This window comes from Bordetella sp. N (assembly GCF_001433395.1).
GTDB lineage: Bacteria > Pseudomonadota > Gammaproteobacteria > Burkholderiales > Burkholderiaceae_B > Bordetella_C.
This window is the reverse complement of sequence record NZ_CP013111.1, coordinates 2,136,429-2,149,688: the sequence shown is the minus strand read 5'-3', so window position 1 is coordinate 2,149,688 and position 13,260 is coordinate 2,136,429. Positions and strand designations below refer to the sequence as shown.

Genomic DNA, 13,260 nt, shown 5'->3' with positions numbered 1-13,260 from the left:
AATCCAACCCGGGCTCCGTGGTCCCTCCCGCATGATCGGGCGTCCCCTGGCCCCGCAGGCGTGGACCACGTGGCGCTGCGTCAGGTTTGCTTCTCGCTCATCCCTCTCGGGACGGGCGTGCCGTCCGCCTCGTGCATCGCTGACGCGGTAACTCCGCTACGCAGCTTCTGAGCTGCGCGGGGGCCTTGCCGGTAGCAGAGCAGGCCCCACTACGACCGCGACGATGCCGATCATCGACCGCGCTGCGTGCCTCGGGTAGCGTTACATACTAAGTATCAGATCAAGCATTAATCACTAAGCACCGGAGGCTGGACCACTTGACGATTCTCCGGCGCGCCTGAGTCAGTTCCTTATCAGCTAATGCTTGCGCTCTCGTACGTGTGCGCGGTTGAGCGTGGCCGCTCGCCAAGGGCGACGTCGGTGGCAAAGCTGGGCCGCCACAGCGCCCGCGTGCAACTCGCCACGTGTCGGGCAAACGTCGCATCGTGGTCCTGCGCGCACCGGGGGCAAGAGGCTTTCGCGGCATAAACCGCTCGGCGCGCCTCGCTTTTTATTCCACGTCCCCTTGCCCCCGCCGCTTGACTCGCAGGGCACCTCTGCTCCCGTCCCGCCACCTGGCGGGATCGATCCTCAAGGAGCCCATCATGACCGCACCTACACCCGCGGCCCGTCTCGCTCCCGAGCACGAGTATGGCCTTTCTTCCCACGTATTTCGGCCCTCGCGACTTCCTGAAGGGGGAGCTGCTCGTCTATCGCTGGATCGAGTTGCTTTCTGATGACTACCGCGGCGGCTACTGGCATTTCTACGAGATTCCCGGCGGCTTTTATCTCGCGCCCGCCGGCTACACCGAGCTTCGCATTCGGTGGCCCTTAAACCATTGTGATTGCACGATGTCCGCAGACGCGGCCGGCATCGTCGCCACCTTGTACGCGCTCTCAGAGCTCTGCGAGGCGGTGCGCGGCGACGGACTCGTTGATCGTTACCACGCCTTAAAGGCGTTCGCCCTTGAACATCCTGAGGTGGCGGCGATCTACGCGGCAATCGATTAACGAAGCACGGCTCCGCCGTTGGTTCGCCTGGCACGCGGCCAACGGTGTCCGGCGGCCATCGCACGTATCCGTCGGCCAGGGCGGGCGGGTCGCCTCGCGACGGGGCGGAGGAAGGGAGGCCCCTTCGCGTGCACGGCGCGTTGTGCAAACCATTCGGCCTACGGCCGCGATTGGCGCCGCGGGTCCCGCGGCGGGTGGCGCTCGCCGCGCGGCACGTCTGTGTCTCGCCGACGATCCTTCGCAAGCACGCCAGTCCTGCGTGCCGCCTCGCCCTACACCACCGACGGTATCACTACACGTCTCCCTGCGCGGGGTGCGCTGCGCCGGGTGCTCACCCGTTCGGTGCTCGGCCTGCGGCCTGTGCGCCGCGTGCGGCTTGCGCGCCCGCCCCGCTACGGTCGGCGCTTCGTGATCCCGATCGGCACGGGCTCGGCGACTCACAGGACCGGCGGCAACCACCGCGAAGCAACGGCCTAGCGATCCCAGGCGTTCACCCTCGGGCTAACGATCTACAAGCCCGGTCAGCCCTAACCCCTCATGCATTGGAGAGTCATCAAGGAAGACATCACACCGATGGTATGGCCCGAGATGGAGTTGATCATCCGAGGGCTGGAGGCGAGGAAAGCGTGGTCTCGCGCCGCGCAGTTGGCCGATCCCCGGCAGCGGCTCGATGCCGAGGATACGGCGCTCGATATCGCGTACGAGCAGGGCGATCGAGACTTCTGGAACGGGTGGGCAGCCACCGAGATTCCCTTGCTCCTCACCGACATTCCTGCGCTCGCCCGGTGTTGGGAGTACGGCTGGGAGTTGGGGCAAGCCAGCCAAGCGGCACCGTGGCACGCCGGTGATGAAGACGTGAACGGCGAGGCATTCTAAGCCCCGAGCTTACGCGAAAGCGAGGGAACCAGACCGCGCGTCCGACAACCAACAAGCCAATTTGATCGACGGAATCGGGCGCGCGGACGGGTTCAGCGGAACGTTTGGTGAGGGCTTTTACGCGCGTATCTCAGCGCAAGGAGCACCAGCGATGTTTATCAATCTCTACATCCATCCACGATCTGTCGAATCGCAGAAAACGCTGAACGCGTTGACGCGTCATCTCATCCCGTTCGTGACCCATTGGTCAGACGACCCTGAGCCAGTTGTTGATGTGAGCACGCCAGACGACACCATCGTATGGCGGGGGCATCGGCCCGATCTCATCGAACTGCTAGCCGATCTCGACGACGTCGTCCCCGCCCGTGCCGTGGCTCGAGCCGCAATGCGGGGCGCAGCCGACGTGCTCACCCGCGCGCAGGCGCACGCACGGATTACGGGCGCCGCGATGAGCCTCCAGGCGTTTTTTGACGAGTGCGGCGATCAGCCGCTTTACCGAGGCGCCACGCTGTTTTGGTGGCTACGCCACTAGGCGATGTGTTGTTTGTGTCCTTTAAGGAGCTATGACCATGAAGTGTCCTCTATGCAGTCAGGCGGAGTTGGCGCATGCCACTCGGCCAGAAACCGACACCGACCGTTGTTATTGCTTAATTACCTGAACAGGTATAAAATACGATGGTCGCTAAAGAGAAACCGCTCGAATGGATCGCGAGCAGCTACAAAGATCTGATGGCATTGCCGGTCGACGTGCGCCGACGCTTTGGCTTTGCGCTGTCGTTGGCCCAGATGGGCGACCAGGATGATCTGGCGAAGGTGCTCAAGGGCTTTGGCGGGGCTGGTGTACTGGAAGTGGTCGAAAATGACGTAGGCGGTACGTACCGGGCGGTCTATACCGTGAAGTTCCCGGAGGCGGTCTTCGTTCTGCACTGCTTCCAGAAGAAGAGCAAGAGCGGGATTGCGACGCCAAAGACAGACATGGAGATCATCCGCGCCCGGTTGAAGGTTGCCGAGGCATGGGCTCAGGAGCTACGGAATGCAAAAGCGAATCATTGATGGCGTGGAGGTTCAACGCAGCTCGGGAAACGTGTTTGCCGATCTGGGGCTACCCGATGCCGAGAAACTGAGGATCAAAACAGGCCTCGTGGTCGAAATCAGGAAAGCCATGCGTAGCCTTGGCCTGACGCAACAGGCGGCGGCCAAGCGCATGGGCGTTACACAGGCGAAAGTGTCAGGCATGATGCACGGCGACTTTACAAACCTGTCTGAGCGCAAGCTCATGGACTGCCTAACTCGCCTCGGCTACGACATCGAAATTAAGGTGCGGGCTACGGCCAACTCGGTCGGGCATCTGACGCTCGCCACCGCCTGAGCTTTGGGTCCTGTGGTGCCGCCGACAGCATTGGCGGTGAACGCATCGCCAGACCCGAAGAAGCTGACCAATACGGGGCTGTAGCCTATCCGATCTGGATCCTTCGCATGGCGAGTAAGTTGGAATTCGCGCCCGTCGGCAATACGCATCGAGCCAAAGCCAGAAGCCACCTTTGGGTGGCTTTTGGCTTTTGAACAACGCATTGCATGGTGGGCGGCCGACATCCCACCGGCTACGCCGGCGGGGCCCGCTGCCTGGACGTTGTGGGCGTTCCCCGGACGCCCACTGAAACCCTTAAGGCCACACCGGCGCAGGGCGCCGATGGTCCCTTAAAGCTCCCACACAGGACGCACCCGTGGGGGGTGCAGGCTGCCTTAGTGGGCGCGGGATATCTTGGGGATAGGACGTCTTACAAAGATGCCTAATGCGCAGCTGCTAGCACTGATCCCTTTTGCGCGACTCGTGCATCTTGCCGAAAACGTGGACAGCCTAGTTAGCCGTCACGAGACATTGACTGCCGCAAATACGCGATATTGATACTGAAGTGCCTGCTCGTGAGATTGGAATGTGACAAATGCGAGCAGGCGAGTATTCATCACAGTCGATCATCACGAGTGAGCGGTTTGCCCCGACGGCGCGTAGCTATTTGTAGTACTCTTGCTCGCAATGTAGTAAAGGCGCGTCGTGATCACGGAAAGGAATTGCTGATGAGACTACCCCAGTTCGATATTGAGAGCATTGAGGAAGGGCTCACCCTACTGACTAGTAATAGCGATCCACAACTCACAATCCCGCAGGTGTCGGTTCGAGCAACGGCGTTTTGCGCCGAGGCCGCGTTGCTGCAGTTCGTGATTACGTGGGCGCGAAAATTTGGGGATCAAAGCGAAGCGGTCTTTCAAGGTCTGGATCTATCTTCAGAGACATTCGAAACGGCTGTCAAAACGCATCTAGGTCTTCCCTATTTCGTTGCTGCGTGGATTTTGGCAGGTCGACTGCTCGATTCCGAGAAAAAAGTTTTGAGGCGGAGTGCGGCGAAGGGGTATTCGGAGTTTTTAGATGCGATGGAACGTTTTGATTTTCAAAACACCCATGAGGAGTCGGAGTCAAGAGCCAACTTGCTCTGTATTCAAGGCGGAAAGCGTGAATTTATTCGGCCGTTTTACGAGTTTGACCAAGGTGCTTGGCGTGTCAAGCGAGAGGGCGATGTTCGAATTATCGTGCAAGATATCGTCATGCAATTGGCGCCCGAGTGGCGATCAGCATATGTCAGAGAAGTTACAGACTCCCTTGCACATTTGGTGAAAGAGCTTGTCGAGAATTCGGACTGGTGGGCACGATCGGATCAGCATGGGATTGAGTATGAAAAGGGAATTCGCGCCGTCACCTTCCGCTTAATTACAATAGATAACGATAGCCTCTTAAGATTCTCCGGACAAAATACGCATGTGCAAAGCTACCTATTGCACAGCCTAACTACTCTAGAAAAAGTTAAAGTGAAAGCGCCGAGCGATCACCCGAAAGAGCTCAGGACGCTGGATTTTGTTGAATTGTCAATGGTGGACGCAGGTCCGGGATTGGCTAGGCGCTGGCTGGCTAATCGTCCTAACAACAAAAGATCAATTGCAGATCTAAGTGAAATAAGTATTCAAGAAGAAGAAGAGGCCGTAGTCGAATGCTTCAAAAAATGGCGAACGAGTTCGGGGAATTCCCTGCGAGGCGTCGGTTTGTTCAGCATCGCTAACCTCCTTCGAAAGAGAAACGGCTTTCTCCGTCTGCGGACTGGTCGGTTGGCTTTTTTATTTGGAACACAGTCGGCGATAGGTGTTATAGAGGTGAAGCTGAAGCGCAAAGACATTTCTGAAGATTATGTCAAACTCGATGATGGGACACACGTTTTTCTCCAATCTGGGGAGATGATTTTCTTTTTGCGGCCGTGGTCCAACAGCGAAATTGGCGCTGTTGAAGGTACTGCTTACTCTATTCTCTTGCCGGTCTGATAATATGTTATTCGTTCAGATTTCCGGAGCTACTAGGTCTTCGAAAGACGGTTTGCTTATCTTTGTTGGGTCGGATCCAGTCGAGTGGCTGGAAGTGAAAGACGCTTTTAAAGATTGGTCGGAAGATGCAGTGATCCCACCTGCGATATACATACTGGGCACCAGTACTGTGGTGGAAAATCTCACAAAGAGCATGGACGATGCCGAAGGGGACGCAGCGCTTGAGATTCTCAAAAAGTTGAGTAGCGTATATTTACTTTCTTGCGACGGAGCGGGCAATCTTCGGCATGTGGTGAAAGAAGGTGAATCGCAGCTTGACGTCGCTGTCTGTGGGGAGATTCTTGATATTGCGGTTGCAGGTCTAATCCAGTCACGGCTGGAAGACGGAAGTATCGTTGTCGCAGCTCCTCCAGGTTTTTATTTTTCCAAACAATCTGACCGTTATTCCTCTCATTTTATTCGCGCGGAAGGGCTGCTGAGCTGTACGGAGTCTATTGAACTCTTGGCCTTCCGTTTGCTCCGTGCGTTCGGTAGGTACTGCGATGAGTTTCGTGGAGACAAGGTTCGAGTACTGATCGACTCTATGGTTATGTGGCCATTGGGCCACGCACTTGTGAGCTTCCGACGTGAAATTAACTCCGAGACTAGATTTGTCATACAGAGCATCCGATCCTATGAGGGGGTCGAAGACAACTCTATCCAGTCAGGCCCAGCCTTCGTAATTTGTTCAGCATCCACCTCTGGGGGCCTGTTGCGCAAACTCCAAAATAAAATAGGCACTAGGAATGTGTCATGCGTCACTATTCTTGGATTGATGCCTGTAGAGGAGGACGAAAGGGGTGGGGAAAATTTTTTTGATGAGGATTGGTATGTCCATCGTCTTCCGCGTGACCTAAAAGGACTGCCTGCATTATCTGGACTGCGGGCGAGGTTTGAGACTGAGGTTACTGAACTTTCTCCAGGCTGGGAGTCTGTGCGAATAATCGGCGAGCGATTCCTAAATCAGAATTTTCGGCCTCGATCTGTTCGCTTGGTGCACTTGGCTCTTTCGGATGGCCACAAGCGGAAATTAGCACAGCTTGCCGATGAACGACTGCCGTTGATGGCACGGCGCCGGCCGGCGGCCCAGCTATTTTGGTCTGTTTCATTGGATACCGATGCGCTAATTGAACGATATTGCACAGAATCCCCTGCAGGGGAATGCTTGTTGCGTAGCTGGTTATCCAACTATTCTGCTGCGGGTAATATTGCGATCATTCATCCAGTTGACACACTCGAGAGCGGTCGTCCAGGCGAAGGTGCATCTAGAAGACTAGCAGAGCGCATCGAATCGATACTTCGGCAAATATCACCTACGCCTCAAATTAGAATTGTGGACAGTGCGGAGATCGATCGGCCTGGTGACGAATTAAAGGCGTTTATGGGTAGTGCGGGTGTAATCGTTTCCGCACCTATTCTAGGAAACGGATTTGTATTTAAGCAAATTAGTGCTGCTCTTCGAATACTTCAGCCGAGTGGGCCGAGGCTCTTCCTGGCTCTGGCGGTATTGCCGGAAAGTCGATCTAGATTAGATGAATTACAGAAGGACCTTCAATCGAACGCAGATGATCGAGCTTACCACTTTAAGCACGCCGTGGCTCTACCCGTAGGTAAGCTCGACCATGACTTCCATTGGTATGAGGAATTTCTTGCTTTGCGTCGGGTGCAAGACGAATGTGCCAGCCAAAATCTCGATTTCCCGGATGTTCTTCGAGAACGACTAGATCATTTTCGCGACGGGAACGGTCTCGGTGGCGTACATACGTTCTTGCCCTCATATAATGGTAGAGCATTAGTAACGTCCCCAGGGTTTTTGCTTTGGGAAAGAAGCGATTCGATTTCGGGCAACGATTTGGGTGCCGGTGTCTTCATGACCGTTGCGGTTTTTCTAGAATCATGTCGATCTGGCGGTGCGAAGAAAAGTGATACTAGCCTTGTGAGCGGGCTATTTCAGCAGACTCTCATATCTCCTGCAAATTTCACGCGCTTTAATGATCCAGCGATTCAGGCGTCTCTACTCCGAGCGGCTTATCGCTCTGAGCTTAATTTTGCCTCGAGTCCCGATGTAAGCAGCGACATGCAACGTTTGATTCTGCGGTTGATCGAGCTGTACGGGTCGCCCGCTGGGGATGCGGTCGGGGAGTTCTTGCTCGCGTTGGTAATGAAGCGTATTACTTTGCACCAAAGTCATCTAGAAGCCGTCATAGCCGCGGCGCTATTATTACCGGGTTGGTTGGGCATATTGGCGAAGGAAATACCTCAACCCAAGCGGCCGTCTGAGTAGAGGATGCGGCTTCACCATTTGCTTAAAAGTAGATGCTGGATTGTTTCCCATTCCAGATCGCCGCAGTCAGCAGTGCTGATGGCCCTTTCGGAATATAGATCTGGCTCAATCAACAAGCTTGAAAACCATGGGGTGCTACATCGAGTGAGACGGACTTTTGTGCCGTTTTATTGACTGCCTTGGTGAGGCACTTTGAATTGTCTGTAAAGACTGTTATAGCAATGCGCGAACGCGAGATTGCCACATAGTAGCTGTCGCGTTGTGTTGTCTGGATGAAACTTTCAGCGTTGTATAAAACGCGATTGCACGTCAAGCCCTGTGCGCTGTGGCTGGTCGACGCGTACGAGCGATCAAGGTGCAGTGGAGTTGTGGAAGCATTTAGAGTTACCCGCCGTGTGCCATTGCGGACAGTCACGGAGGTGGGTGTCGCTGCCAGCACTTCAAAACGGTCTCCGTTGATTAGGTCCAGTTCGGCATTGTTCCGCGTGACACGAACGCAGTCGCCGACCGACAGCTCTGAGCGAACGGGCTCGTATACGGAGATTTTCGTGGTCCGGGCCGGGTTGAAAGTGCGTCGCTGTTTGGTTGAGACGTGCTCAACTTCTAGTTGATTCGGGCTATGAGATGTTGCGCCAAGGACCCGGTACATTTCACCGTGTAGGAGATTGCCGGCGCCATAGCTCCGCTCGGGCTGGATGATGTCTCCAGCGACAAAGTACTTTGCGACTCGTCGCTCGGCCTGCGTGGTGTCTCGGCGAGTCAGCAGGTTGAATTCGAAGCCCCGACCCGCCAATCCGAGGGCCTCGTGGGTTGCGTCGTTCAACGCGTTGCGTGATTTGTTGGTGCCCGTGATGATGAGCGTCGTTGACCGCTCATCAGGCGGAAGTGCAGCGTATTGGTAAGCGATTTCGTTGTAGCGAGCATGGTCGTCGTCGATTGTGCGCACCGCTCCGAGCCGATCTGAGAGACGCTGCAGCGATGCAGATGCATGGCCGCATGCTGCTAGCTCGACAGACTCCCTCAGTACAGGTTCTTTCTGACGAACGATGTCACTCATCAGCGCCGTGGCCATGCCAGCGTCTTGCAACTGCTGAAAAGGCTTGCCTGCCTCGATGGCTTTTGTCTGCCCGGTGTCGCCAAGCAGGACGACACGCGCGCCGTCCGCTTCGGCGGTTCTCATGATCCACTCCATCAATCGAACGGGGACCACCCCCGCTTCATCGATCACGAGAAGTGTCCGGCCGTCTAGCTTGAATCGTTCCTTTTGACGGGCCGCCATGACCGAGGCCAAGGTCCGCGCTTCGACACTATGTTCGCGGAGCGCCTGCACTTGCTTGGCATAGGAGGCAACGGCACGGACGGTGTAGCCCGCAGCTTCGGCGGCGCAGATGACCTGCGCGAGCATGTGCGACTTTCCCGTGCCCGCCTTACCTTGAACACCAATGAAGCGGTCTGTCGTCGTTAGAATGAGTTCGGCCGCCGCCTGTTGACCAAGCGTGAGGCCACAGGCGTCCAGTGATCGAGTGGCGGCCTCGGGCAGAAGGACCGGAGAAAGCGTGCCGCGGCCTTCACGTTCTATCTGCAGAATGCGTTTTTCCCGTTCGCGGGACATCTGCGTCGTGTACCGCGCGTTCGATGGGATGAGTTCACCCCGCGCGATTGCCAGTCGAACCTTTTCTTCGCTGCGCTTTTTGCTGGTTCCATCTTCCATCGCCGCAGCAATCCAGACGGCGCGAGGTCGCGCGACGCCACTGCGATCATCTATCTTTCGATAGAGTGGGGTTCCGACGATGAGGTGGCCCCGTGCCAAGGAGCGCTTTACTGCTCGCTTTAGGTCGGTGAGGGTGATGTCGGTGCCGTGTGACCGCCGGAGTGCAGTTCTGAGCATATCCTGGCCCTCCATGACGCATTCGCGCTCGGTGTGATGTTTGATTGCCCAGCGTAGACATTCATTGGCGAGCGTCGGGGTGGAAGCTGCCCGAGAATGTGCGCGTACCGCCGCCTCAAAGGAGCTGGCCCAAACTTGCGCTGACTCGTGCACCGGAATGTCCACGGGCACGAGCCATTGTGATTTCGAGAAGGTCCACTGCGCCTGCAGCGACCACCGCAGCAGCGCCTGGTGCACTGTCTCGTCCCCCTGGGAGACCATCCAAGGCTGGAAGGCCGGGGCGTTTGGTTTGGCGGAATGGGCCGTGGTGGTCGCCGCACCGGAGGGCGGATCGAGTCGCAGATCCTCTGGCCTGAACGCCTGTGCCGTCACGTAGACCGGTGCGAGCACGGCGGCGGCCGCGTACTGGGGGGCCAACCGGCGCGGGTCGCCTTGGTTGATCGGGATGCGTGGCCCGCTTTTTGACGTCGGCGCCGGGGGCGGCGTGAAACCGCAGGACGCAAGGTGTCCGGCCGCCACCCCGAGGGCGACCCATCTACGTAAGTGCATAGGTGCTCCTCTGGAGCGCTGGCGCCTGAGAAAACTAGTTCGCAGGGTCTGGCGTCTCTCCGGGCGTCCAAGGACGGATACCCTGACGCTCCAATTCCAGGTGGATGGCTCGGCGCTCGCCAGGCGGCGTTTGCCGGCGGGCAAGCAGCAGCAATTCAATGAGTATCGGTAGGGCGGCGTCAGCGGGTTGGCCCCCGATTCCGACGTCAAGGAGCGTCAGCCGTAACTGGCCGATGTGCTCGGCAAGCTGGTCGTCGATCTCCAGGCGGTCACGCAGATAGCTCGACAGGTTCATGCCCCGCTCGGCTGCCGCGATTTCATAGCGCCGGCTCGCTTCCGCAGACAGGCGAAAGGAAATGGGGCGTTCCAAGAGTTGGCCCATAGGCGTCTCCATCCCAGCCGCTTACGCCTGAGCAAGGCATCGCAAGTTGTTGTTTCCTTTTCGGCCGTGCTTAAAATACAATGAGTTACTTATTGTGAGAAAAATCCCACGATTGTGGAATTGTCACGTCGAACCATAGTTCCCACGTCACGTGGAGGTGACCACAACGAGCGCGAGCGACGTTGAGCGATGTAAATGAGCACAGAAAAATCGAAGCGATTCTTTTCTCGCTGCCTTGATGGCGAGGCGGACCTGTGGCGAATCTTCTGGCTGGTCTACGTTTCTGGCGAAATAATTTTCCGCGTATGGATCAGGCTTGGGGTCGAAATTGTCAGAGAGACAGGTCACACGCATTTCGTACTAGGCGTGCTTCTGCTGCACCTCGTCTTTGGACTTTGGGTCGTGATGAGCGTTTGGCGTTGCGCAAAAAATGTCCAGTGGCGATTTGCTTACTATCTAGGTCGATTCTTTTCGGCGCTTGGAGCGCTGGGCCTAGCGGTGGGCGCGCACGAGCTTCTCCAAATTATCAAACTCTTATCTTGATCAATGGGTGTTGCTTTGCCGCCTCCTTGACCGTGCGGACTTCGTGGGGACTTCGTTAACCTTTTATGCTCCGCGTTGGACAAGTTCGCAGCGAGTGCAACGCCTAACTCATTGATATATAAGGTGTTCAGTTTTCAAGGCTTGCATGGGGTGCAAGGGGTCCCAAGTTCCGATCCCGCCGTCCCGACGAGAGGGTCCAAGGCCATAGACCAGTTTTCTCAGCGGTGGGGGCCACCAATACGCGTTGCTTGGCGTCGAACGGTAGATCTACCGCGCGGAATCCAGGGTATGTGCGGGTGTCAATTTGGGCCAGTCCAGCAGTTTGGCCTTGACGTCTAGGAGGGCTTCGTCTGGGACGTCAAAGCGTTGCATCCAGGCGTCTCCGGCAGCTCCCGTCAGGCGCGGTGGGTCCTTGCTGAGGTTGTCGATGTGCAGCCATTGCTCCGGGCTACGCAGCGATCGTAGTGCGGCGTTCGGAAGGACATAAATCGGAGGCTTGTCGTCGAGCTCTTTGGTTGCAATGTCAGGTTCATTGCCGGCCTGGATAACGATTCCGTTGCCGTAGTCGTAAAAGGCAAACCACGCGGGCGGTAATTCGGAGCGCAGGGCGTTTATTCCACCGGCGGCCTCGACCATGCGTTCGTTGATGGCGGTCAGCCAGCCGACTGTCTTGAAGGTGTCAGGCGTCAAGGCCGACGCCATGAATGTGGGCTCACCGATATCTAAGCCTGCGACGCGCCGAGCGACGAAGGCTTCGGTCGGTTGATCCTGGTCCCATTTGGACGATGACAAGACGAAGCCGAAACCGCCATGGCCGTGTTCAGCGTCCAGAAGACGCGCAAAGTCGACGAACATCTCCTGAAATCGGCGAGGGTGTTCGACGATATCAAGATAGGGAAGGGAAAATCGCAGGACACTTAGTTTTTCCCCTTTCCTGGCTTTCCATCCACGAGGTGCATTGACGAAAGACGTGTACATGCTGGCGTCGTCGCGCTTGATGCCGCTCGTGTAATGGAAATTCAACAAGTCGTCCTCGTCCAACTTGTTGAACATTTCCCGCAAAGGGGAAGCCTTGTTATAGGGCTGACAAGGAGGACCCGAAGGCGCTTCCTCACGCCACAGCCATTTCAGATTCCTCCCGGCTAAGTCCTTGTAAGCATCGAAGCACTCGGCGATTGCCTGACGTCGCTCGGTGGTATGGCCGCCTTGAAAATAGAGCGTACCGGTAATGGCAATCACCGCGCCCACATAATTTTCTGGCCCGTAACTCATCAGCATCGCACCAGGAAATCGCAGTGTTTCCGGATGATCGCGCAGCAGTGTGGATAACGCCTCTACCGATATTTGGGAGGCTTGCTTGGACATCGTGTCGTCTCTCATGGTGCGATGGGGGCAGGTGGCATTATGGACCACAGCTTGTGGGGGCATTTCCAACACGTTTGACAGTACTTTTCATCCGAAGCGAGTAGTATCCCTGCGAGCCCACTACCTGCATCGCGTCATGCCGTCGAAGGAACACCACCGTATATTCCGCAGCAACTGGCTGCGTGCCGCCGTGCTGGGCGCCAATGACGGCATAGTCTCCACGGCCAGCCTGATCGCCGGCGTGGCCGCCGCCGCGGGTGGCCAGCACGCCATCCTGACGGCGGGGCTGTCAGGCCTGATCGCCGGCGCCTTGTCGATGGCGGCAGGGGAGTACGTATCGGTCAAATCGCAATCCGACGTCGAGCATGCCGACTTGCGGTTGGAGCAACGTTCGCTCAAGGGTAATTCGGCGGTGGAGCTGGAAGAGCTGACGGATATCTACGTCGAACGGGGCTTGACGCGAGAGCTGGCCGACCAGGTCGCCCGCGCCCTGACGGCGCACGACGCGCTGGACGCGCATGCCCGCGATGAATTGGGAATTTCGATAAGCAGCCGGGCTCAGCCGGTGCAGGCCGCGTTGGCCTCGGCCTGCAGCTTCGCCGGTGGCGCGGCCTTGCCGCTGCTGCTGGCAATGGCCTTGCCCGCGCCGTGGTTGCTGCGAGGTGTCATCGGCGGCTCGGTGGTCAGCCTGGCCTTGCTGGGCGTGGTGGCCGCCTGGGCTGGCGGCGCGCCCAAGGGCATCGCCGCCGTGCGCGTCACCATCCTCGGCTCACTGGCCATGGCCATCACGGCCAGCGCGGGCGCCTTGTTCGGCGGCGCTGGCTAGGCCCGGCGATAAGGTCGCCCGGCCCTACAAAGAGACGTTTTTTACTCAGGGCGGCCCTGAGTTAGAAAACCGCCGTGCGGCTGCCCGGCGAT

The 13,260-nt window shown here is 57.4% G+C and carries 12 protein-coding genes; 9 read left to right on the top strand and 3 right to left on the bottom strand.

Annotation, left to right across the window (positions count from 1 at the left end):
* Nucleotides 1-690: 690 nt before the first annotated feature.
* From ASB57_RS09235 to ASB57_RS30975, 7 genes are all read left to right on the top strand, one after another.
* Complete coding sequence (locus ASB57_RS09235) at nucleotides 691-1,050, top strand: antirestriction protein (protein WP_057651958.1); 360 nt, start codon at nucleotides 691-693, stop codon at nucleotides 1,048-1,050.
* 588 nt (nucleotides 1,051-1,638) lie between these two features.
* The gene (locus ASB57_RS09230) at nucleotides 1,639-1,926 is read left to right on the top strand and encodes a hypothetical protein (protein ID WP_156414106.1); all 288 of its coding nucleotides are present in this window, start codon (nucleotides 1,639-1,641) and stop codon (nucleotides 1,924-1,926) included.
* A gap of 151 nt (nucleotides 1,927-2,077) precedes the next feature.
* Complete coding sequence (locus ASB57_RS09225) at nucleotides 2,078-2,458, top strand: hypothetical protein (RefSeq protein WP_057651956.1); 381 nt, start codon at nucleotides 2,078-2,080, stop codon at nucleotides 2,456-2,458.
* A 143-nt stretch (nucleotides 2,459-2,601) separates the two neighbouring features.
* Nucleotides 2,602-2,979 carry a type II toxin-antitoxin system RelE/ParE family toxin gene (locus ASB57_RS09220; RefSeq protein ID WP_057651955.1) on the top strand — a complete coding sequence of 126 codons (378 nt, stop codon included), beginning with the start codon at nucleotides 2,602-2,604 and terminating at the stop codon, nucleotides 2,977-2,979.
* Nucleotides 2,960-3,295: a helix-turn-helix domain-containing protein gene (locus ASB57_RS09215; RefSeq protein ID WP_057651954.1), complete on the top strand. Its 336-nt coding sequence runs from the start codon at nucleotides 2,960-2,962 to the stop codon at nucleotides 3,293-3,295. The genes ASB57_RS09220 and ASB57_RS09215 overlap by 20 nt, the downstream gene beginning before the upstream one ends.
* Nucleotides 3,296-4,002: 707 nt before the next feature.
* The gene (locus ASB57_RS09210; RefSeq protein ID WP_057651953.1) at nucleotides 4,003-5,292 is read left to right on the top strand and encodes a hypothetical protein; all 1,290 of its coding nucleotides are present in this window, start codon (nucleotides 4,003-4,005) and stop codon (nucleotides 5,290-5,292) included.
* A gap of 94 nt (nucleotides 5,293-5,386) precedes the next feature.
* A complete protein-coding gene (locus ASB57_RS30975) occupies nucleotides 5,387-7,615 on the top strand; it encodes a hypothetical protein (protein ID WP_156414105.1) in 2,229 nt (742 codons plus the stop codon).
* A 109-nt stretch (nucleotides 7,616-7,724) separates the two neighbouring features.
* Here the strand turns inward: ASB57_RS30975 and ASB57_RS09200 are convergent, their stop codons facing one another.
* Both ASB57_RS09200 and ASB57_RS09195 read right to left on the bottom strand, forming a co-directional pair.
* Entirely contained in the window at nucleotides 7,725-10,052 is a 2,328-nt protein-coding gene (locus tag ASB57_RS09200; protein ID WP_082621485.1) for an AAA family ATPase, read from the bottom strand.
* 34 nt (nucleotides 10,053-10,086) lie between these two features.
* On the bottom strand, nucleotides 10,087-10,434 hold the full coding sequence (locus ASB57_RS09195; protein ID WP_057651950.1) for a hypothetical protein: 348 nt from the start codon (nucleotides 10,432-10,434) through the stop codon (nucleotides 10,087-10,089).
* A 195-nt stretch (nucleotides 10,435-10,629) separates the two neighbouring features.
* Here ASB57_RS09195 and ASB57_RS09190 point away from each other — a divergent pair, with 195 nt between their 5' ends.
* Entirely contained in the window at nucleotides 10,630-10,977 is a 348-nt protein-coding gene (locus tag ASB57_RS09190; RefSeq protein ID WP_057651949.1) for a hypothetical protein, read from the top strand.
* A 267-nt stretch (nucleotides 10,978-11,244) separates the two neighbouring features.
* Here the strand turns inward: ASB57_RS09190 and ASB57_RS09185 are convergent, their stop codons facing one another.
* Nucleotides 11,245-12,342, bottom strand: coding sequence for a type VI immunity family protein (locus tag ASB57_RS09185; RefSeq protein ID WP_197425011.1), 1,098 nt, complete (start codon nucleotides 12,340-12,342; stop codon nucleotides 11,245-11,247).
* Between the two features lie 136 nt (nucleotides 12,343-12,478).
* Here ASB57_RS09185 and ASB57_RS09180 point away from each other — a divergent pair, with 136 nt between their 5' ends.
* Nucleotides 12,479-13,168, top strand: coding sequence for a VIT family protein (locus ASB57_RS09180; protein WP_057651947.1), 690 nt, complete (start codon nucleotides 12,479-12,481; stop codon nucleotides 13,166-13,168).
* Nucleotides 13,169-13,260 lie beyond the last annotated feature (92 nt).

Excerpts from the sequence above, each read along its gene's own strand:
- ASB57_RS09235 (WP_057651958.1), top strand. The coding sequence starts at position 691 with ATGGCCTTTCTTCCCACGTATTTCGGCCCTCGCGACTTCCTGAAGGGG.
- ASB57_RS09230 (WP_156414106.1), top strand. The coding sequence starts at position 1,639 with ATGGAGTTGATCATCCGAGGGCTGGAGGCGAGGAAAGCGTGGTCTCGC.
- ASB57_RS09225 (WP_057651956.1), top strand. The coding sequence starts at position 2,078 with ATGTTTATCAATCTCTACATCCATCCACGATCTGTCGAATCGCAGAAA.
- ASB57_RS09220 (WP_057651955.1), top strand. The coding sequence starts at position 2,602 with ATGGTCGCTAAAGAGAAACCGCTCGAATGGATCGCGAGCAGCTACAAA.
- ASB57_RS09215 (WP_057651954.1), top strand. The coding sequence starts at position 2,960 with ATGCAAAAGCGAATCATTGATGGCGTGGAGGTTCAACGCAGCTCGGGA.
- ASB57_RS09210 (WP_057651953.1), top strand. The coding sequence starts at position 4,003 with ATGAGACTACCCCAGTTCGATATTGAGAGCATTGAGGAAGGGCTCACC.
- ASB57_RS09200 (WP_082621485.1), bottom strand. The coding sequence starts at position 10,052 with ATGCACTTACGTAGATGGGTCGCCCTCGGGGTGGCGGCCGGACACCTT.
- ASB57_RS09195 (WP_057651950.1), bottom strand. The coding sequence starts at position 10,434 with ATGGGCCAACTCTTGGAACGCCCCATTTCCTTTCGCCTGTCTGCGGAA.
- ASB57_RS09190 (WP_057651949.1), top strand. The coding sequence starts at position 10,630 with ATGAGCACAGAAAAATCGAAGCGATTCTTTTCTCGCTGCCTTGATGGC.
- ASB57_RS09185 (WP_197425011.1), bottom strand. The coding sequence starts at position 12,342 with ATGTCCAAGCAAGCCTCCCAAATATCGGTAGAGGCGTTATCCACACTG.
- ASB57_RS09180 (WP_057651947.1), top strand. The coding sequence starts at position 12,479 with ATGCCGTCGAAGGAACACCACCGTATATTCCGCAGCAACTGGCTGCGT.